19 protein-coding genes are annotated in these 19,613 nt (G+C 64.7%); 11 read left to right on the top strand and 8 right to left on the bottom strand.

Going from position 1 to position 19,613, the window contains the following annotated elements; all coding sequences use genetic code 11:
* The first annotated feature begins 63 nt into the window (after positions 1–63).
* Both ACVMDN_RS40385 and ACVMDN_RS40380 read left to right on the top strand, forming a co-directional pair.
* A complete protein-coding gene (locus tag ACVMDN_RS40385) occupies positions 64–870 on the top strand; it encodes a creatininase family protein (RefSeq protein WP_076832699.1) in 807 nt (268 codons plus the stop codon).
* A 144-nt stretch (positions 871–1,014) separates the two neighbouring features.
* Positions 1,015–1,284, top strand: coding sequence for a hypothetical protein (locus ACVMDN_RS40380; protein WP_057020179.1), 270 nt, complete (start codon positions 1,015–1,017; stop codon positions 1,282–1,284).
* A gap of 116 nt (positions 1,285–1,400) precedes the next feature.
* Here the strand turns inward: ACVMDN_RS40380 and ACVMDN_RS40375 are convergent, their stop codons facing one another.
* A complete protein-coding gene (locus ACVMDN_RS40375; protein ID WP_076832702.1) occupies positions 1,401–1,670 on the bottom strand; it encodes a metal-sensing transcriptional repressor in 270 nt (89 codons plus the stop codon).
* A 339-nt stretch (positions 1,671–2,009) separates the two neighbouring features.
* On the opposite strand from ACVMDN_RS40375, the gene ACVMDN_RS40370 reads away from it, so the two are divergent.
* The 5 genes from ACVMDN_RS40370 (at position 2,010) to ACVMDN_RS40350 (ending at position 8,530) form a co-directional block, all read left to right on the top strand.
* Positions 2,010–2,273, top strand: a complete 264-nt coding sequence (locus tag ACVMDN_RS40370) for a hypothetical protein (RefSeq protein ID WP_076832705.1) — start codon at positions 2,010–2,012, stop codon at positions 2,271–2,273.
* A gap of 407 nt (positions 2,274–2,680) precedes the next feature.
* Positions 2,681–4,324 carry an NRAMP family divalent metal transporter gene (locus ACVMDN_RS40365; RefSeq protein ID WP_076832708.1) on the top strand — a complete coding sequence of 548 codons (1,644 nt, stop codon included), beginning with the start codon at positions 2,681–2,683 and terminating at the stop codon, positions 4,322–4,324.
* On the top strand, positions 4,321–4,533 hold the full coding sequence (locus ACVMDN_RS40360; RefSeq protein WP_057020122.1) for a hypothetical protein: 213 nt from the start codon (positions 4,321–4,323) through the stop codon (positions 4,531–4,533). Before ACVMDN_RS40365 ends, ACVMDN_RS40360 begins: the two co-directional genes overlap by 4 nt.
* Before the next feature lie 338 nt (positions 4,534–4,871).
* Positions 4,872–6,860: a carbohydrate porin gene (locus tag ACVMDN_RS40355; RefSeq protein WP_076832709.1), complete on the top strand. Its 1,989-nt coding sequence runs from the start codon at positions 4,872–4,874 to the stop codon at positions 6,858–6,860.
* 197 nt (positions 6,861–7,057) lie between these two features.
* The gene (locus ACVMDN_RS40350; RefSeq protein WP_076832712.1) at positions 7,058–8,530 is read left to right on the top strand and encodes an FAD-dependent monooxygenase; all 1,473 of its coding nucleotides are present in this window, start codon (positions 7,058–7,060) and stop codon (positions 8,528–8,530) included.
* 107 nt (positions 8,531–8,637) lie between these two features.
* Here the strand turns inward: ACVMDN_RS40350 and ACVMDN_RS40345 are convergent, their stop codons facing one another.
* From ACVMDN_RS40345 to ACVMDN_RS40335, 3 genes are all read right to left on the bottom strand, one after another.
* Positions 8,638–10,263, bottom strand: coding sequence for an FMN-binding glutamate synthase family protein (locus tag ACVMDN_RS40345; RefSeq protein ID WP_076832715.1), 1,626 nt, complete (start codon positions 10,261–10,263; stop codon positions 8,638–8,640).
* A gap of 655 nt (positions 10,264–10,918) precedes the next feature.
* Positions 10,919–11,788, bottom strand: a complete 870-nt coding sequence (locus ACVMDN_RS40340; RefSeq protein WP_083715165.1) for a patatin-like phospholipase family protein — start codon at positions 11,786–11,788, stop codon at positions 10,919–10,921.
* A 252-nt stretch (positions 11,789–12,040) separates the two neighbouring features.
* Complete coding sequence (locus ACVMDN_RS40335; RefSeq protein WP_076832718.1) at positions 12,041–12,814, bottom strand: ferredoxin--NADP reductase; 774 nt, start codon at positions 12,812–12,814, stop codon at positions 12,041–12,043.
* Positions 12,815–13,111: 297 nt separating this feature from the next.
* On the opposite strand from ACVMDN_RS40335, the gene ACVMDN_RS40330 reads away from it, so the two are divergent.
* Positions 13,112–14,047, top strand: coding sequence for an ATP-grasp domain-containing protein (locus tag ACVMDN_RS40330; RefSeq protein ID WP_076832721.1), 936 nt, complete (start codon positions 13,112–13,114; stop codon positions 14,045–14,047).
* Positions 14,048–14,105: 58 nt separating this feature from the next.
* Here the strand turns inward: ACVMDN_RS40330 and ACVMDN_RS40325 are convergent, their stop codons facing one another.
* Together ACVMDN_RS40325 and ACVMDN_RS40320 are read right to left on the bottom strand one after the other, a co-directional pair.
* A complete protein-coding gene (locus ACVMDN_RS40325; protein ID WP_076832724.1) occupies positions 14,106–14,306 on the bottom strand; it encodes a hypothetical protein in 201 nt (66 codons plus the stop codon).
* Positions 14,307–14,326: 20 nt separating this feature from the next.
* On the bottom strand, positions 14,327–14,683 hold the full coding sequence (locus tag ACVMDN_RS40320; RefSeq protein WP_076832727.1) for a response regulator: 357 nt from the start codon (positions 14,681–14,683) through the stop codon (positions 14,327–14,329).
* Between the two features lie 214 nt (positions 14,684–14,897).
* Between ACVMDN_RS40320 and ACVMDN_RS40315 the strand changes: the two genes are divergently transcribed.
* Together ACVMDN_RS40315 and ACVMDN_RS40310 are read left to right on the top strand one after the other, a co-directional pair.
* Complete coding sequence (locus ACVMDN_RS40315; protein WP_158074232.1) at positions 14,898–15,155, top strand: hypothetical protein; 258 nt, start codon at positions 14,898–14,900, stop codon at positions 15,153–15,155.
* Between the two features lie 336 nt (positions 15,156–15,491).
* Complete coding sequence (locus ACVMDN_RS40310) at positions 15,492–15,719, top strand: hypothetical protein (RefSeq protein WP_028337614.1); 228 nt, start codon at positions 15,492–15,494, stop codon at positions 15,717–15,719.
* Between the two features lie 57 nt (positions 15,720–15,776).
* On the opposite strand, the gene ACVMDN_RS40305 is transcribed toward ACVMDN_RS40310, so the two are convergent.
* Together ACVMDN_RS40305 and ACVMDN_RS40300 are read right to left on the bottom strand one after the other, a co-directional pair.
* Entirely contained in the window at positions 15,777–16,733 is a 957-nt protein-coding gene (locus tag ACVMDN_RS40305) for an amino acid ABC transporter substrate-binding protein (protein ID WP_076832732.1), read from the bottom strand.
* A gap of 12 nt (positions 16,734–16,745) precedes the next feature.
* On the bottom strand, positions 16,746–18,035 hold the full coding sequence (locus ACVMDN_RS40300) for a dicarboxylate/amino acid:cation symporter (protein ID WP_456835799.1): 1,290 nt from the start codon (positions 18,033–18,035) through the stop codon (positions 16,746–16,748).
* Positions 18,036–18,276: 241 nt separating this feature from the next.
* Here ACVMDN_RS40300 and ACVMDN_RS40295 point away from each other — a divergent pair, with 241 nt between their 5' ends.
* On the top strand, positions 18,277–19,278 hold the full coding sequence (locus ACVMDN_RS40295; protein WP_057020132.1) for an NADP-dependent oxidoreductase: 1,002 nt from the start codon (positions 18,277–18,279) through the stop codon (positions 19,276–19,278).
* The last annotated feature ends 335 nt before the right edge of the window (positions 19,279–19,613 follow it).

Here is a 19,613-nt window from a genome sequence, read left to right as displayed (position 1 = left end):
ATGTTAAACAAACTAGCCTGCAAATCCATCCCGTGAAACGCTTGTATTGAAACGACCGGCTTGATGACTTCTCAGCTTCCGCCCCGCGACTGGACCGCCATCCACTGGCCCGATATCGCCAGGGATACGGCCGCGCGCTGGATTGCGGTGCTGCCGCTGGCCGCGACCGAGCAGCACGGGCCGCATCTGCCGCTCGGAACCGACGTCATGATCGGCGAGGCCTATCTTTCGCGGGTGCGAGAGTTGCTGCCGGCGCCCACTCCCGCCACGTTCCTGCCGTTGCAGCCGGTCGGCATCTCAACCGAGCACATCGATTTTCCGGGTACCTTGACCTTGCCGACCAACGTGGCGCTGAAGAGCTGGATGGCGCTCGGCGAGAGCGTGGCGCGCGCAGGCGTCAGGAAGCTCGTGATCGTGACCAGCCATGGCGGCAATTCCGCCGCGATGCAGCTGGTGGCGCAGGATCTGCGCGCGCACCATCAGATGCTGGTGGTGACCACGAGCTGGTCGCGCTTCGGCGCGCCCGACGGGCTGTTCGACGCCGGCGAACTGCGCCACGGCATCCATGGCGGCGCGGTCGAGACCTCGATCATGCTGGCGAAATATCCGCACGCCGTGCGCAAGGATGCGATCGCGGACTTCAAGCCGGCCAGCGTGCGGATCGAGAAGGATTATCGCTTTCTGTCGACGCAGCGGCCGGCGCCGTTCGCCTGGCAGGCGCAGGACCTCAATCCGAGCGGCGCGATCGGCGATGCGACCAAGGCCTCGGCCGAGAAGGGCGAGAAGCTGATCGAGCACGGCGCGCGCGCGTTCTGCGAGCTGCTCGCCGATGTCGACAGGTTCGATCCCGGCGTATTTCGCGGCAAATGACCGCGATTGCTTCGTCCTGACAAGCGCGACGAAACAATTCGCGAAACCATATTTCCGCCCCGATCTTCGAACCGGAACCGGACAGCCTCCGTCCAACGGGCATGCGGACCACACCGGCGCCGCCCACACAGGATGGAGTATTCCATGTCGATCAAGACCAAGTTCGCCGCCCTCGCCCTGACCGCGCTCGCCGTGACCGGCACCATCGCGTCCACGACGTCGCAGGCTGAAGCGAAGCCCTATGGCTGGGGCTGGGGCGTTGGCGCAGGTCTCGTCGGCGCCGCCGTTGTCGGCAGCGCAATCGCGGCCAGCGACGGCTATTACTACGGCGGTGGCTATCGGCGCTGCGGCTGGGTGCGCCAGTTCGACGCCTACGGCAATTACATCGGCCGCGTGCGCAGCTGCTCCTACTGATCGACGCAATTCCCAGGGTTGCGGATCCTGCGTTCGGCACGGGTCCTCATCCACCCCGTGTCGCAACCGACCCGTCCGGCGATCCCCCCGGGCGGGTCAATTCTTGAACGCAGCGATCACAGATACTTCGCGACCAGCCTGAAATCGCGCAGCACGGCTCGCCCTTTCGGCCCTGATGCCTTCAGCGTCTCCTCCAGGCTGTGCCCGATGTGATCGTGGATCAGCGCCTTCTTGGCGCTCTCGATCGCGCTCTCCACCGCCTGCAATTGCTGGGCGATCTGCGCACAGGGCCGGCCCTGCTCGATCATCTCGACGATGGTGTCGAGATGGCCGTTGGCGCGCTTCAGGCGCCTGGCGATCGCCGCGTGCGGATGGTCGTGGGACATCTGGCTCTCCTATCCTCCGGGGAGGATAGCTATGATCCTCCCCGGAGGATAGCCGAATCGACTTGACAGGCCATTGTCGCGGGCGTAGTGCCCGATGGCAGGAACGTTCGTTCCGCCCCGGGGTTCTGGCCCCGGAGACAAGTCGATCCACGAGCCAGCACAGAAGGCACATGGGCAGTAGCAACTCAGGCGACAGTAGTCCGGCGATGCCGGGACTGGTGACGCCGCAACACGGCAAGACTGATCGCGCAGATCTCGCCTGCGTGGACGGGTGGTCGCGCCCAAGCTGACCACTGCTCCTCACCGGCCTGCCGCGACCAGCGGAAGTGGAGGTGAGCGATGTTCGAAAAGCTCGCAAAATTCCGGCAAGCAAGCCCGCGGCGCGTTGTCGAGCCGCGGCGCATGCCGCCGCCGGCCGCCATTCATTGCAATGACAACCTGCCGGGCTTTCGCCGCCTGGCGGGCCGCCACCGGCGTCCAACCCCGGCCTGTCATTGGGTCCTGATCGACGGCCGCCTGGAATGCCGTTGGATCGTCGACGACAGCGGCGGTGATCTCGATCAGCAGCGACGCGCCGCAGCGAAGCCACGGCTGTGCGCTTAAGCCGACCGTGAGGGCGGGCTTGATAACGACAGTGCTGGCCGCTCCCTCTCCCCGTTCTTGCGGGGAGAGGGTTGGGGTGAGGGGCCGCCTCCGCGCACACGGTAATAGCTGAGTTCGCGAAAACTCCCCTCACCCGGATCGCATCTGATGATGCGATCCGACCTCTCCCCGCACGCGGGGCGAGGTGAAGCGGCGCCCGCTGCTCGGTCGGAAGTAGTTGTCTTGGTTTAGGAGGCCGACATGGACGAAGGACCTAGTTGCCCCGTTGCGCGGCATTCAGGCGCGGCAACGGGATTCTCGATCTGCATCACATCTGGAAATGCCGCTGCTCACGGCAGCGGAGACGTGCGCGCCTGACGACGCCTGCGTCCCTCCCGCCGTGCCGAAAGGCGGCGAGGAGACGCGAAATGACCGAAAGCAAGACCACACAAACCGCCATTCTCGACAGCGCGCATGCCGGCGACATCCACGGCGCGCTCGGCAGCATCGCTCGCGACGACACCGCGCCGCGCGCGACCTTGCTGGCCCGGCTGAAGACATTGCTGGCGATCGTCGGCCCCGGCCTGATCGTGATGGTCGGCGACAACGACGCCGGCGCGTTCGGCACCTATACCCAGGCCGGACAGAATTACGGCACCACGCTGCTGTGGACGCTTCTGCTGCTGATCCCGGTGCTCTACGTCAACCAGGAGATGGTGGTGCGGCTCGGCGCCGTCACCGGGGTCGGCCATGCGCGGCTGATCTTCGAGCGCTTCGGCAAGTTCTGGGGTGCCTTCAGCGTCATCGACCTCCTGGTATTGAACGCGCTGACCATTGTCACCGAGTTCATCGGCATCACGTTTGCACTTCATTTTCTCGGCGTCTCGCAGTTCTGGGGCGTGTTGGCCTCGGCTGTTATCGTGATGCTGGCGGTCTCGACTGGCGACTTCCGCCGCTTCGAACGCTTCGGCATCGCGCTGGTCGCAGGCAGCCTGCTGCTGGTACCCGTGATCCTGATGGTGCATCCGCCGGTCGGGCAGATCGCCTCCGACTTCTTCGTGCCGAAGATGCCGCAGGACGCCAAGCTCAGTGAGGTGATGCTGCTGATCGTCGCCATCGTCGGTACCACGGTGGCGCCGTGGCAATTGTTCTTCCAGCAGAGCTACATCATCGACAAGCGGATCACGCCGCGTTTCATCCGCTATGAACGGATGGATCTATGCATCGGCATCGTGCTGGTCGTGGTCGGCGCGGTGGCGATGATCTCGTTCTGCGCGGCAGTGTTCGCAGGAAAGCCCGAATTCGGCAATTACACGGACGCGCTGGGGACCGCGGTCGGCCTCGAGACATATGCCGGCCGGCTGCCGGCGGTGCTGTTCGCCCTTGCGCTGCTCGATGCCTGCATCATCGGTGCTGCGGCAGTCTCCCTCGCGACCGCTTATGCGATCGGCGACGTGTTCGCGGTCAAGCACTCGCTGCACCGCAAGCCGTGCGACGCGAAGGGCTTCTACAGCGTCTATTGCGGCCTGATCGTGCTCGCGGCGGTGCTGGTGCTGACGCCGGGCACGCCGCTCGGACTATTGACCAACGCGGTGCAGACGCTGGCCGGCGTGCTGTTGCCGAGCGCGACCGTGTTCCTGCTGCTGCTGTGCAACGATCGCCACATCCTCGGGCCCTGGGTCAATTCGACCAAACTCAACCTGTTCACCGGCGCGGTGGTCGCGGGGCTGGTGATGCTGTCGGTGATCCTGACCGCCGCGGTGCTGTTCCCCCATCTCGGCGAGACGTGGATCATCGGCATCCTCGTCGGCGGCAGCGTGCTTGCGCTCGCGATCACGGCAGCCGTCAAGTTCTACGGGACGTCGTCGCGCCGCAACGCGTCCTTCCGCTTCAAGCGCAAGCCCTCGCTGGTCGACCGCGACAGCTGGCGGATGCCGCCGCTCGACCGGCTGCCGCCGGCGCGGCTCAGCCCGCTGAGCCGGATCTGGATGATCGTGCTGCGCGGCTATCTCGTCGTCGCCGCCGGCCTCGTGCTGCTGCGGATCGTCCAGCTCGCCACGGTGGGAGCGTGACCGCGCTCAGTCGCGGCCGGCGATGGGGCGCGATCGTGCTGCTCAGGCTGGCGAGCGCCATCCTGCGCGGCGCGGCCGCGCTCCACCGGAAACGCACAATCTCAAACGCCGGGCTGCGGACGGCGCTGTCGCTGGCGCGATGTATCGAACGGGCCGGCGCGCGGGTCGTGCTCGGCAGGGCATCGCAGCCGGCACTCATCAACACATAGGACGAGGACAATGGCGGCATCGATTGAACGGTCGGGTCGCGACCGGTTTGCCACCGACACGCGGCTGATCGCCGCCGATGTGGCCCTGCCGCCTCGCGCTGTTACGTGACTGTCACGGTGGCGTGCAAATCGGAACGGTATTGGGTGCGCCTCAGTTGCTATTGCGAATTATTTGCAATAAGTAACAGGGGATGCTAGGTGCTGATCTGGCTTTGGATGGGACGACACAGATCGGACCGGGGACGGCGGGCGATGATTTCAAATCTCGGGTGGCAAGCGGCCACCAAATCTGCAGTGATGCCGGGCGAAACCGCCACTCGTTCGCGGAAAGCCGCGTCATGACCTGCGTCCGCCTCTTCCGGGTCCAGATCGCCGCCGGCGCAGCGCTCGGTGCGGCAACCTTCGGCGCGCCGGCGACCGCGGCCGATCTGGCCCTCAAATCCCCCGCCGCCAGGGCGGTCTACAGCTGGACCGGATTCTATGTCGGCGCCCATGTCGGCTATGGCGACGGCACGCTGGGCCCCGGCACCAATCCGATCCTGGAACAGGGCGTGTTCTTTCCGCCCACCATCACCGGCGGGATCGGCGGCTTCCAGGTCGGATACAACAGGGAGTTCGCCAACCGCTTCGTGCTCGGCATCGAGGCGGATGCGACCTTCACCGGCCCGACCGACCTGCCGCGGCGGGTGCTCGGCCCCTTCAATTCGTCGATCGACTATGTCGGCACGCTGCGCGGCCGCGCCGGCTACTCCTTCGGCACCTGGATGCCTTACGTGACCGGCGGTTTCGCCTGGGGCCACAGCCAGGTTCGGGTCAACGATGCCGCGGGCGAGGTGATCTCGGAGCCCGGGCAGTACCAGACCGGCTGGACCGTCGGCGCCGGCGCCGAATTCGCGGTGAGCGGCAATTGGACCGCCAAGGTCGAATACGACTATGTCGACCTGTCGCGCCGCACGCTCGGCCTCAATGATTTCGGCCTGCCCGGCGTCAGCATCGACCCGCGCATCCATTTGCTGAAATTCGGCCTCAACTATCAGCTTGGCGATTCGCCGTGGTCGGCAACGCCGACGCGCACCGCGCTGCCCGAATCGAGCGACTGGAGCGTGCACGGCCAGACGACGCTGCTGCCGCAGACCTATCCGTCCTTCCGCTCGCCCTATGCCGGCACCAACAGCCTTCCCGGCGCGGGGCAGTTGCAGCAGACCTGGACCACGACGGCGTTTCTCGGCGTGCGGCTCTGGGAAGGCGGCGAGTTCTACTTCAACCCGGAAACCGCGCAGGGCTTTGGCCTCAACGGCACGCTCGGCCTTGCCGGCTTCTCGAACGGCGAAGCCCAGAAGGCCGGCGCGCCGTTCCCGAAAATCCGGCCGCAGCGCTACTACTTCAAGCAGACCTTCGGCTTCGGCGGCGAGCAGGAAGACGTCGCCGACGGCCCGAACCAGATCGCCGGTAAGCGTGACATCGATCGACTCACGCTCGTGGTCGGGCGCTTTGCGGTCGGCGATTTCTTTGACGGCAATTCCTACGCCAAGGACCCGCGCGCCGATTTCATGAACTGGGCGATGTGGGCGTCCGCCGCCTACGACTTCCCGGCCGACTTGCCCGGCTACACCCGCGGCGCCGTGGTCGAGCTCAACCGCAAGGATTGGGCGGTGCGCGCCGGCGTGTTCCAGGTGCCGAACGCACCGAACAGCGACGTTCTGGTGTTCAACACCGGCGGCGCCGTGGTGGAATTCGAGGGCCGCTATTCGATCTTCGACCAGCCCGGCAAGCTGCGCGTCGGCGTGTTCGGCAACCGCGGCAACACCGGCAACTACGCCCGGGCGCTCGCGATCGAGGACGCCAATCCGGGGCTCGACATCAACGACGTGATGGCCGGCATCCGCAAGGACAATCTGAAATACGGCTTCTATCTGAACGGCGAGCAGCAGATCGCAAAGGATGTCGGCCTGTTCGGCCGCCTCAGCTGGAACGACGGCCGGACCGAGATCCTGTCGTTCACCGATGTCGATCGCAGCGTGTCGGGCGGCCTGTCGATCAAGGGCAGCAGGTGGGGACGGGCGAACGACACGATCGGCATCGGCGGCGCGATCAACGGGCTGTCATCAGCGCATCGCGACTACCTTGCCGCCGGCGGCCTCGGCCTGCTGATCGGCGACGGCGCGCTGAACTACAGCCCGGAGCGGATCTTCGAGACCTACTACGCCTATCAGGTGAACAAGAACCTGACGCTGACCGCGGACTATCAGTTCATCACCAACCCCGCCTACAACGCCGACCGCGGCCCGGTGCACATCTTCTCCGGCCGCATCCACGGCGAGTTCTGAACGCGCCATCTCTGGGTCCCAGCCTGCGCCGGGACGACAGCAAATTTGCCGCGCCGTTCTTGTCAATGATGTCTCGGAATTGGTTCGATAGGGCAAACGCCCTCTCCCCACTCAGATATATGTAGACCCCCCGGGCTTGCCGCAAGCCCGGGGTCATCCCGTAGAACGCGCGCCCAATCGAACGGAGGGAGTGCGGGATGCGGGAACATGCTGTCGTGATTGCCGGCGGAGGTCCGACCGGGCTGATGCTGGCGGGCGAGTTGACGCTGGCGGGAATAGATGTTGCGATTGTCGAGCGGCGTGCGGGGGAGGACCTGATCGGCGCTCGGGCCGGCGGCCTGCACGCGCGCACCATCGAGGTGCTCGATCAGCGCGGCATCGGCGACCGCTTCGTCGCGCTGGGAACGCGCCATCCGGCGGTGCTGTTCCATTCGCACCTGGTTCCGCTTGAGATCACCGACTTTCCGACCCGGCGCAATTTCACGCTGGGGCTCCGGCAGAACCATATCGAGCGCCTGCTCGGCGAATGGGTCGGCGAACTGGCGGTGCCGATTATCCGCGCGCGCGACGTGACCGGCTTCACGCAGGACGACGCCGGCGTCGACGTCGAACTGTCGGATGGCCAATTGCTCCGGGCACAGTATCTCGTCGGCTGCGACGGCGGCCGGAGCCTCGTCCGCAAAGCGGCCGGCATCGAATTCGCCGGGTGGGATCCGACCACAAGCTGGCTGATTGCCGAGGCCGAGATGGCGGGCGAGCCGGAATGGGGCTTTCGCCAGCACGACACCGGCACCTCGGCGATCGGCAAGGCGGACGCTGGCGGGCGGGTGCGGCTGGTGCTGGCCGAGCGGCAACTCGGCACCGACCGGGAGCCGACCCTGCGCGACGTCAGCGAGGCGCTGGTCGCCGCGTACGGCACCGATTTCGGCATCCACAGTCCGGGCTGGATCTCGCGCTTCACAGACATGACCCGGCAGGCCGTGACCTACCGCAAACAGCGCGTGCTGCTGGCCGGCGATGCCGCCCATGTGCATCCACCGATGGGCGGCCAGGGCCTCAATATCGGCGTGCAGGACGCGGTGAACCTGGGCTGGAAGCTGGCCCAGGTGGTCAAGCAGATCGCGTCGGACAGCCTGCTCGACACCTACGAAGCCGAACGGCATCCGGTGGCGGCCCGCGTGCTGCGCAACACCATGGCGCATGTCGCGCTCAACCGCACCGATCCGCGCACCAAGGCGTTGAACGAGATCGTCTCCGACCTTCTGCGCATGGACGTGCCGCGCAAATGCTTTGCCGCGATGATGTCCGGCCTCGATCTTCACTACGATCTTGGCGACGGCCATCCGCTGCTTGGACGCCGCATGCCCGATCTCGATCTGGTCACGGCCGACGGCCCGATGCAGGTCTTCGCGCTGCTGCACCGGGCGCGGCCGGTTCTGCTGAATTTCGGCGAGCCCGGCGGCATCGCCATCGCGGGATGGACCGACCGGGTTCAGCTGGTCGATGCCGAGTATCGCGGCGCATGGGAGCTTCCCGCGCACGGCAGGGTTTCGGCCCCGATCGCGGTGCTGGTGCGGCCCGATGGCTACGTGGCGTGGGTTGGCGAGCGAACGCAGGCCGGCCTAACCGAGGCGCTGACCAAATGGTTCGGCGCGTCCGCTGGTACGTAATGAGCGTAGCCCGGATGGAGCGCAGCGTAATCCGGGATCGGTCGATCCGCACAGAGAGTGGTCCCGGATTGCGCTGCGCTTCATCCGGGCTACGGATTTGCCGCCCCCTACCCCGCCGGCTGGAACGAATCCGCGCGCGCCATCGCCCAGGCGTCGCGGAAGCGGCGGTCCTGGGTGCCTTCGAGCAGCTCGCCGGGGCGCAGCGTCGGATAGAGCTCGGCGAAGGAAGAGACCTCGGTGGTCGAACTCCGCTGCGAGAAGTGGATCGGGCGCAGCTCCTTGGTGTGCTCGAGGCCGGCGGCGGCGAGCAGCTCGGTCAGCGCGTGCAGGGTCGAGTGGTGGTAGTTGTACACGCGGTCGATCTTGTCGGGCACATAGAGCGCGCGGTTGCGGATCGGGTCCTGCGAGGTGACGCCGGTCGGGCAGCGATCGGTGTGGCAGCTCAGGGACTGGATGCAGCCGAGCGCGAACATGAAGCCGCGCGCCGAATTGCACCAGTCGGCCCCGATCGCCATCGCGCGCGCCATGTCGAAGGCGGTCGCGATCTTGCCGGAGGCACCGATCTTGATGCGATCGCGCGCGCCGATGCCGACCAGCGCGTTGTGGACGAAATTGACGCCCTCGCGCATCGGCATGCCGAGATGGTCCATGAACTCGAGCGGCGCGGCGCCGGTGCCGCCTTCATTGCCGTCGACCACGATGAAGTCGGGATAGAGCCCGCTCTCGTGCATCGCCTTGCAGATCGCCAGGAATTCCCAGGGATGGCCGATGCACATCTTGAAGCCGGCCGGCTTGCCGCCGGACAGCTGGCGCATCCGGGCGACGAATTCCATCATCTGCAGCGGCGTCGAGAACGCCTTATGATAGGCCGGCGAGATGCAGTCCTCGCCCATCGGTACGCCCCGGATCTTGGAAATCTCCTCGGAAACCTTCGCCGCCGGCAGCACGCCGCCATGGCCGGGCTTGGCACCCTGGCTGATCTTGAGCTCGACCATCTTGATCTGGTCGTCACCCGCGACGCTTGCGAAGAGATCCGGATTGAAGGTGCCGTCGCGGTTGCGGCAGCCGAAATAGCCGGAGCCGATCTCCCAGATGATGTCGCCGCCCATCTCGCGGTGATAGGGGCTGACGCCGCCCTCACCGGTGTCGTGGGCGAAGCCGCCCTTCTTGGCGCCGGCATTGAGCGCCCGCACCGCGTTCGGGCTGAGCGCGCCAAAGCTCATCGCCGAGATATTGAAGACCGAGGCCGAATACGGCTTGGTGCAGTCGGGGCCGCCGATGGTGATGCGGAATTTCTGGTCGGCCCTCGGCTTCGGCGCCACCGAGTGGTGCATCCACTCATAGCCCTCGCGATAGACGTCCTCCTGGGTGCCGAACGGCCGCTTGTCGAGCACCATCTTGGCGCGCTGGTAAACCACCGCGCGGGTGTCGCGGGAGAACGGCATGCCGTCCTTCTCGCTCTCGAAGAAATATTGCCGCATCTCCGGGCGGATTTCCTCGAGCAGGAAGCGGACATGCGCCGAGATCGGGTAGTTGCGCAGCACCGCGTGGTTCTTCTGGGTGAGGTCGCGAATGCCGAGCAATGTCAGCGCGCCGAAGATGACCAGCGGGATCAGGACGATCCTGAAGACCTTGTGATCGAAAATTCCAACCAGCAGCAGGAGCGCGGTGACGACGGCGCAGATGGTCAGCACGATGAAGCGCGGCGAGAACGGAAGCAGCACTGTATCCATGAAATTCCTCCGGTCTGCCCAAATGACCTGTCGGCCGCGAGCCTAATCCAACTCGCGGAACAAGTGCACTACGGTTATACGGCCGAGCAGTCACAGATGTGACAACCGCCCGAATGGGCGGGTGCGGATACCGGTCAAACTAAAACGAAATCGACTTTTGCACTGCAACGAAGGGGAGCGCATGCGATAACCTGCCGTCGCAGGGCGCGCTGCCAAAATATCGAAAACAACCCCATGCAAAGGAGCCGGCGACGCCTGCGCTCGACCAGGCACCTTGACACGTCGGGCAAATCAGCGGCATTATTCTATTATCCCGAAATCGTGATGTGAATCTGCGGGCTCCTCCAACCCGTCATCCCTGCCTGGTGCGCAATTGCGCACGGGAGCAGGGACCCATACGCCGCGGCGGACCTTCATCGATCACGCCGATCGAGACACCTTCATCGCCAAATTCGTCCACGACTATAATCGAACCAGGCTCAAATGCCTCCGCTACCAGGCCCCAATGCGGGCCCTCGCCAATCATACGGGACCAAACACTTTCGCAGGGACGACGATGGGGATGGTTCTCGATTCGAGGCGTCGCACCACGCGGTGTCATCACCCGCGCATGTGAGTGCGCTCGCAGAGGAGATGAGGAGAGAGCACCGTTCGCCTAATGCTCGTGCGGCTGCAATTCGTGCGGGATGTGGCCCGGCTTCAGACCGTCGCCGTCGAGCCAGGCGTTGGTGGTGTCGAGCGCCCGCGTGATATGATCCGAGGTCCGGGAGAAATCGTAGGGCGAGCCGACCAGCGGGCAGAGCGGCGGCACCACGAAGTACTCGACATCGGGCCCGATGTTCTCAAGCTCGTTGACGAGCTGCCGCGCGATCAGGAGCGTCAGCGCGTGCAGGGCATTGGCGAGCGCGCCGACCGGCGGCGCCTGGTTGGCGCAGGCATGCCCGGTCGGCAGCACGATCAGGCGTTTGGCACCGTGCCTGACCGCAACGCGGACCGGCGTGTTGCTGGAGATCGCGCCATCGGCCAGGAAACGATCGCGGTAGTGCACCGGCGTGAACGCGCCCGGGATCGCGGTCGACGCGACGATCGCCTCCGCTGTCGAACCTTCCGACAGCACCACGCTGTCGCCGCTGATGATGTCTGTGGTGACGATGTGGATCGGGATCCGCGCGTCCTCGAGATTGCGGAACGGGATGTTATCGTCGATCAGCTTGCGGACGCCGTCATGCGGGATCAGGAAGTCACGCCGCCACAGGAAGCTCACCAGCGTCCGCCAGGTCACCGGAAACACGTCCTGACGGCTGAGGCCGCGCCAGATCTCGGCCAACCGCGCGACGCCCGAGACCGTCGGGTCGCCGGCGTAGAACGCGCCGTTCAGTGCGCCGACGCTGGAGCCGACCACCATGTCGGCAACCACGCCATGCGCGGCCAGCGCCTGCAGCATACCGACCTGGATCGCGCCAAAGCTGCCGCCGCCGGCAAACACAAAGGCGGTTTTCGGTGCATCCGGATCGGTGATGGACAAGGTTCTGCTCCCAAATCGCCGCGTTCGCGCAAAGGCCGCGCGGCGTTGGGGGCGTTATAGCAGCGTGGCAATGGTGCGCACTACAAACACCATCGTCGTCCTGGCCTAGTCTAGTGAGCAATTGCGCACGGGGCCGGGGCCCATAACCACAAATGCAAAAGGCTGAAGCCCGGTGGGGCCTCAGCCTTCGTCCAATCAGCAACGGTGGTTATGGGTCCCGGGTCGCGCTTCGCTTGCCCGGGACGACACCGGTTAGCGCTCGACGAACGCCTTCTCGATCACGAAGTGACCGGGAGTGTTGCCGCTGCCTTCCTTGAAGCCGCGCGTCTCGAACAGCTGCTTCAGCTCTTCCAGCATCGCCGGGCTGCCGCACATCATGATGCGATCGGTCTCGATGTCGAGCGGGCCCTGATGCAGGTCACTGAACAGCTGGTTGGAGGTGATCAGATCAGTGATGCGGCCGCGGTTGCGGAACGGCTCGCGCGTCACGGTCGGGTAGTACGAGAGCTTCTCGGACAGCAGCGGCCCGAACAGCTCGTCGTCGCGCAGCTTGGCGACCAGCTCCTCGCCATAGGCGAGCTCCGAGACCTGACGGCAGCCATGCACCAGCAGGATCTGATCGTAGCGATCATAGACCTCGGGGTCCTTGATCAGGCTGGCGAACGGGGCGAGGCCGGTGCCGGTCGACAGCAGCATCAGCCGCTTGCCGGGAATCAGGTTGTCGGTGATCAGCGTGCCGGTCGCCTTGCGGCCGACCAGAATGGTGTCGCCCTCGCGGATCTTCTGCAGCTTGGAGGTGAGCGGGCCGTCCTGCACCTTGATCGAGAAGAACTCGAGCTCTTCCTCGTGATTGGCGCTCGCCATCGAATAGGCGCGCAGCAGCGGCCTGCCGTCGACCTCAAGGCCGATCATGGCAAACTGCCCGTTCTGGAAGCGGAAACCGGAATCGCGGGTCGCCCGGAAGCTGAAAAGCGTATCGGTCCAGTGCTGAACGGAAAGAACTTTCTCTCGATAGAACGCGCTCATGGGTTTTCGTTTTCTCGACTGACCAGAATTAGAATGGTTTGATTTCTAGACGGCTCGCGACGGCGCGGAAGTGGCCGAAATCACTGAAGATCTCGCGTGTCCATTGCGCCAATGCAGGAGATAGTCAAGATCAACTGGCGTGCAATTGCGATCTCAGAATGGCAGTCGTTCGATTTCGCGCAGAGGTTCAACGAAGTCATCGTTAACACGTGGCGCTGTACGTAATTTACTTGCTGAGATCGGCATCGATCTGGCAATTAATTGCTACAAAAACCGCGGTGAAGGGAAAATGATCTCGTGGTCCTGATCAGCCAGCGAATCTTCCTGGAAACCATCAAAAAATATTGTTTGGCGCACGCGATTGCCGTCGAGGTGCGGTCCGGCGGCTGGCTGGTCACCATGACCAAGGGCAACGCGCGGCGGCTCGCGATCGGCTACGACGTCGGGCTGAACAGCGCGGTCGCGCATCAGGTCGCCAACGACAAATCGGCCTGCGCGGACGTGCTGGCATCGGCCGGCGTCCCCGTCATTCCGCATACGCTGTTTTTGGGCGCGAAGCTCAGCAAGCACATCCCGGGATCGGACTCGCTGGACGCGATGCAGCGTCTGCTCGAGCAGCATCCGCAGGGGCTCGTCATCAAACCCAATGAGGGGACCTCCGGCGAGCTCGTGTTCCGCGTGACGACGCGGGCGCAATTGGAGACCGCGGTCGCGCGCGTCCTTGCCGCACATCCAAGTCTCGCCATCTCGCCCTATGTCGAGATCGTGGACGAGGTGCGCGTCGTGCTGCTCGATGCGCGCGCGCTGACCGTCTACGGTAAGGCGCGCCCGTCGGTGACTGGCGACGGCATCCAGTCGCTGCGCGCGCTGGCGCAGGCGAGCGCGACGGCCGAGCAACTCAAGACCATCACCGAGGATTTCGATGCCGCCGCGCTCGACGCCGTTCCGCCCGCCGGCGAACGGCTTCTGCTGAACTGGCGGCACAACCTCGATGCCGGCGCGGAGCCCGTGCTGCTCGCCGATGACGCAATGCGCGAGGCCTGCGTCGCGCTCGCGGTCAAGGCCGCGCAAGCCGTCGGCATCCGCTTCGCCTCGATCGACGTCGTGCGCACGGACGGCGCGTGGAAAATCCTCGAGGTGAACACCGGGGTGAAGATGGAAGCGCTGGGGCGCCGGCATCCGGCGTTGGTCGAGGCGGCGTATTCGGCGGCGCTGGACGAAGTGTTCGCGTAGCATTTCCCTGCCCGACGACGCGGGCTCGCCGGCGCGATCCTGCACTGTGTGCGCCCGATCAGTCTTGCGGGTGCTCCTTTTCATAGGCGGCGACGATCAATTCCGATTGCTCGATCTGTGCCGTGAGACGATCGATCTCGGCTTGCGTCTCTGGAAACACGTCAGCCCCCGCCGTATTTCCGGATTGCAATTCCGCGATCAGTTCCCGGTTCTTCGCAATCTGCTCCCGGTGCCAATCGATTTCGGGATCGTCTTGCATGGGCCACCCGTCGGCGAGATCTACGACGCCAGCTCTCGCAGCAGCATGGGTGGATAAACCGGCTTCTCGAAAAACTTGACGCCCTCAGGCAGCGCGCTGTCCGGGGGCCGGCCCGAGATGACCATAACGCGCACGCCCGGGTCGCAATCGACGGCCAAGCGTGCAAGCTCGACGCCATCCATTTTGCCCATGAGCTTGATATCGGTAACCACCAGCGACGGATGACGCATCTTGATGGCCAGCGCTGCCGTCTCGGCGTCTTCGCACTGGATGACGTCGAAATGGCCTTCTTCCAACAACAGCGCAATCATGTCGCGCTGGATCGTGTCGTCTTCGACCACAATTGCTATTTGACGAATTGGTCTCGCGTAAGCCATGGCGACCTCCGAACGATCAACCAGAGTTAATGATCGAGGACGCTGATGGTTCTGGTTCCCGCTTCATGAGGGACTGTTCCGGCAGACCTTGCAGGTTCCGTGCGGAACAACTTTGCAGGTTTCAGCGTCATCGATGGGCGACAAGCCGGACGAGCCGAATGGTTCGGGCCTGAGCAAGGGAATTCTTGCGAGATAGTGCCAGGAGGCAGAGCTCATGAAGAACGTTGTGCAGTCGGATCAGGATCCTTGCGAATCCCACGGGACTAACGTGACGGCCGGCGCGACAGGCTATGCGTCCTCTCGACGATTGATCGAGGATCAGGCGCTTAAACGACCCGCGCTCGCCAAGCGGCCCAGGATGCAGCACGAGACGACCGATCCGCTCCGCGCTCGCCTGCCGCACGACGTCATTTCCGAAATGGAAGCAGAGCTGAAGCAACAGGTCGATCGAATCGTCGCCGAACGACATTAGCCGGTGAAGCGACGAGTTCGCAGACCGCAACAGCCGAATCTTGCCTGCCGATGATGCTCCAGAGATCGCGGCGCGTGGACACTCGAAGGAAGATCCCGCCGGATCGACGGAGCTTTGATGGGAGCGATTCTTGGGCGCGCGGTTTTCCAGGTCATGGTTGTTCTGGCGGCGGTCGGCATCGTTGCCCTCGCATGCATGGCGGTTCGCGGCGGCTGACGCGGGGGCGGCGGTACAGCCGGCACCGAAGTTCTGACCGTCATTTTGATCGATTCAGCGCCTTGCTCATCCTGCGCAAGGGAGTACGCTTCCGTGCATTGATTGATCCGGAAACAGATTATGCGCAAACTTCTTTTGAGCTTCGTCGCACTCGCGGCGTTCGCCGCCGCCTTCAATCCTCCGGCCGCCAACGCGGTGTTTTGGCGCGGCGTCACGGCGCCGACGAATATCGACATCCACGGCTACCCGATCATCAAGGAGCCGCCTCCGAGCACATGCCAGTTGATCCATGTGAACGGATACTGGGTCCGGCAGTGCCTGGATTTGTCGCGGCGTTATTGGCGGTGAACGGCGCGCACCGGGCTTTCCGACCTCTCCCGCAAGGGGAGAGGCCTAAATTCGCGGCTAGTTCGACCCGCCCGGCGAATCGTCGAGCGCCTTGAAGGCCTCTTCGAGCTGCGGTGACAGCGCGACGTTCAGCTTCTCGCCGGTCGGCAGCCGGGCGACGAACCATTTGTTGTAGAGCGGGACGATGTCGCGGTTCGAGGCCAGCCTGCGGAACGCGCGCTCGACCACGTCCTTCATCTGCGGCTCGCCCTTGCGGTACATGATGCCGTAGGGATCGTAGGACAGGTAGTCGCCGGTGACGCGGAATTTGTCCTGCGACTTGTGCCGCGCGATCAGGCCGTGGAGCAGGATGTCGTCGGTCGCGAACGCATCCGCCTTGCCGTCCACCAGCATCTGGTAGGACTGCTCGTGGTCGGGGGCGGTGACGATGTTGAGGCCGAGCTTTTGCTTGGCGTCGACATTGTGCATCGCCTGCTCGTTGGTGGTGCCCTTGGTCACCACCACCGTCTTGCCCTTCAGGTCGGCGACCTGGGTGACGCCGGAGGCCTTCGGCACCATCAGCTTGGTGCCGGCCACGAACATCAGCGGCGAGAATGCGACCTGCTTGCCGCGCTCGGCATTCGCCGTGGTCGATCCGCATTCAAGGTCGATCTTCTTGTCGACGACCGCCGGAATGCGGTCGTCGGAGGTGACCTTGACGTAGTCGACCTTGAGATTGGCGTCGTCGACCTCGGTCCCGATCTCCTCGACGATCGCATCGCACAGCTCGAGGCTGTAGCCGATCGGCCGGTTGGAGTGATCGAGGAACGAGAACGGCGGCGAGCTTTCGCGATAGCCGATCCGCACCGTGTGCGTGGCCTTGATGTTGGCGAGCGTGGGGCTGAGCCCCTCGACCGCCGGCTGTGCGGACGCCGGTGCGGCGAGCAGGCTTGCCGCCAGCAGACAAGCTGACAGCAGGCGTGTCGACAGGAGAGGCGCCTCAGCCCGTATCGGCCTCCAGCGGGCGCGGTGCATGCATGCCTCCCGTCAATGGCCGGCCATCACGGCGCCGGGCACCGCATCCTGCGGCACCGCGTCGTCGGGCCCGAGCTCGTGCTCGGGCTTCAACTCACCCTCCCACTTCGCGACCACGGCGGTCGCCAGCGAGTTGCCGATCACGTTGGTGGCGCTGCGGCCCATGTCGAGGAAGGTGTCGATGCCCATGATCATCAGCAGGCCCGCCTCGGGGATGTTGAACTGCGCCAGCGTCGAGGCGATCACCACCAGCGACGCGCGCGGCACGCCGGCGACGCCCTTGGAGGTGATCATCAGCGTCGCCAGCATCGCGAGCTGCGTGCCGAGCGACATCTCGATATGGTAGGTCTGCGCGATGAAGATGCTCGCGAAGGTGCAGTACATCATCGTGCCGTCGAGGTTGAAGGAATAGCCGAGCGGCAGCACGAAGGCCGAGATGCGCGAGGAGGCGCCGAACCTGTTCAGCCCCTCCAGCGTCTTCGGATAGGCCGCCTCCGATGAGGCGGTCGAGAACGCGATCATCAGCGGCTCGCGGATCAGCCGCAAAAGATGGCTGTAGCGCGGCCCGATCACGATGAACCCGACGACGACCAGGATGCCCCACAGGATCAGGAGCGAGAGATAGAATCCGCCCATGAAGACGATGAGCTTCCAAAGCACGCCGAGGCCGTTCTTCGAGACGGTCGCCATGATCGCGGCCCATACCGCGAGCGGCGCGAACAGCATCACATAGCCGGTGACCTTGAGCATGATGTGCGCGAGGTCGTCGATCAGGCTCATGATCGGCTTGGCCCGTTCAGGCATCGCACCGAGCGCGACCGCGAAGAACACCGCGAAAACGACGATCTGCAGAATCTCGTTCTGCGCCATCGCGTCCGCGATCGAGGTCGGGATCAGATGGGTGACGAATTTTTCGATCGAGAACGCCGACACCGGCAGTCCGGTCGACTGCGCCTTGTCGGGCAGCGTGCCGGGGAAGTTGGCGCCGGGCTGCAGCAGGTTGACCATCACGAGGCCGAGCAGCAGCGAGACGAAGGAGGCGGAGACGAACCAGCCCATGGTCTTGGCAAAGATGCGGCCGAGCTTGGCGCCGCTTCCCATATGGGCGATGCCGCCGACGAGGGTTGCGAAAACCAGCGGCGCGATGATCATCTTGATCAGACGCAGGAACAGCATCGCGATCAGGTTGACGTCTGCTGCGATCTCGGCACGGCTGTCAGGAAAGTAGTTGAAGACAATCGTCCCCATCGCGATGCCAAGGACCATCGCAATCAGGATATACTGCGTAAACCTGCTGGACATTCTCTTACCCCCGTCAGTTCCCGGCGGAGGGCAAGTGTGGCAGATTTACGCAGCTACGCAACACGCTTCGCGTCCAGCGGGACTTTGCCGAAACGTTCCCGTTGTGGAATGCCAGCGCGCGGACTAGCGTTCATGCAGCGCACAATCTGTGCAAGGCGCTGCGCGCGTCGCGGTCAATTTGCATGCGAAACGACCAACGCCAAGGGAAGGCAAAGCGAAGGCAAAGGGGGAGACACCGCCAATGAACGACACCGTCAATCGCCAGATCCTGCTTGTCGAAAAGCCGACCGGCAAGCTTGGCCCCGAGCATTTTCGTCTGACCACGGGGACGATCCCCACGCCGAAGGACGGCGAGGCGCTGGTGCGGACGCGCTACATCTCGCTCGATGCCGCCAACCGCGCCTGGATGCACGGCGCCACTTACCGCGCTGCGGTGGAAGCCAACACCGTGATGGCCGGCGGCAGCATCGCCGAGGTGATCTCGTCGAAGGATTCTAGCCTGAAGCCCGGCGACATCGTGTTCGGCGACACCGGCTGGCAGGATTATGCCGCCGTGCCCGCCAAGCACCTGGCAAAGATGCCGAAGCTCGAGCCGATGACGCATCTGCTCAGCGTCTACGGCGTTGCCGGCCTGACCGCCTATTTCGGCCTGCTCCACGTCGGCAAGCCCAGGGAAGGCGAGACCGTGGTGGTGTCGGCGGCCGCGGGCTCGGTCGGCTCGATCGTCGGCCAGATCGCTGGGATCAAGGGCTGCCGCGTCGTCGGCATCGCCGGCGGCAAGGACAAGTGCCATTGGCTGACCAGCGAGCTCGGCTTCGACGCCGCGGTCGACTACAAGGACGGCGCGACCTACAAGGCGCTGCGCGCGGCGGCGCCCAAGGGCATCGACGTCTATTTCGACAATGTCGGCGGCGACATTCTGGAAGCCTGCCTGGCGCAGATGAACAATCGCGGCCGCATCGCCTGCTGCGGCGCGATCTCGCAATATGACGGCGTCCCCTCCGCGCACGGCCCGCGCGGCGTGCCCGGCCTGATCGTGGTGAAGCGGCTGATCATGCAGGGCTTCATCGTGATGGACTACATGGACCAGCGCGACGCCGCACTCGCCGACCTGCAGTCCTGGGTCGCCTCGGGCAAGCTCAAGGTGCAGGAGGACGTGATCGACGGCCTCGAGAACACGCCGCAGGCGCTGATCGGGCTCTTGGCCGGCGAAAATCGCGGCAAGCGCATGGTGAAGGTGTAGGCGGGGAACATCTCCGAACCCGTCATCCCCGCGCAAAGGCTTCGCCTTTGTCGCTGGAGGAGCGCGTAGCGCGTCTCGAAGGATGCACGGCCCGGCTGGTGGCCGTCGCCCCTTCGAGACGGCCGCTTCGCGGCCTCCTCAGGGTGACGGGGATGCAGCGCAATCTCTCCCCTCGTCGTCCCGGCGAAAGCCAGGACCCATAACCACAGGGTTGAGTCGTTAGAAAGCTGTGACCCCAGCGTCGTGCAACAATGACCTTCGGTGGCTATGGGTCCCGGCTCCCGTGCGCAATTGCGCACTAGGCCGGGACGACATCGAGTATGTTGCGTCATCGA

The organism is Bradyrhizobium sp. USDA 4510 (genome assembly GCF_054059095.1).
Note: the sequence above shows the minus strand (reverse complement) of the source record. Positions and strands in the feature narration are given on the sequence as shown.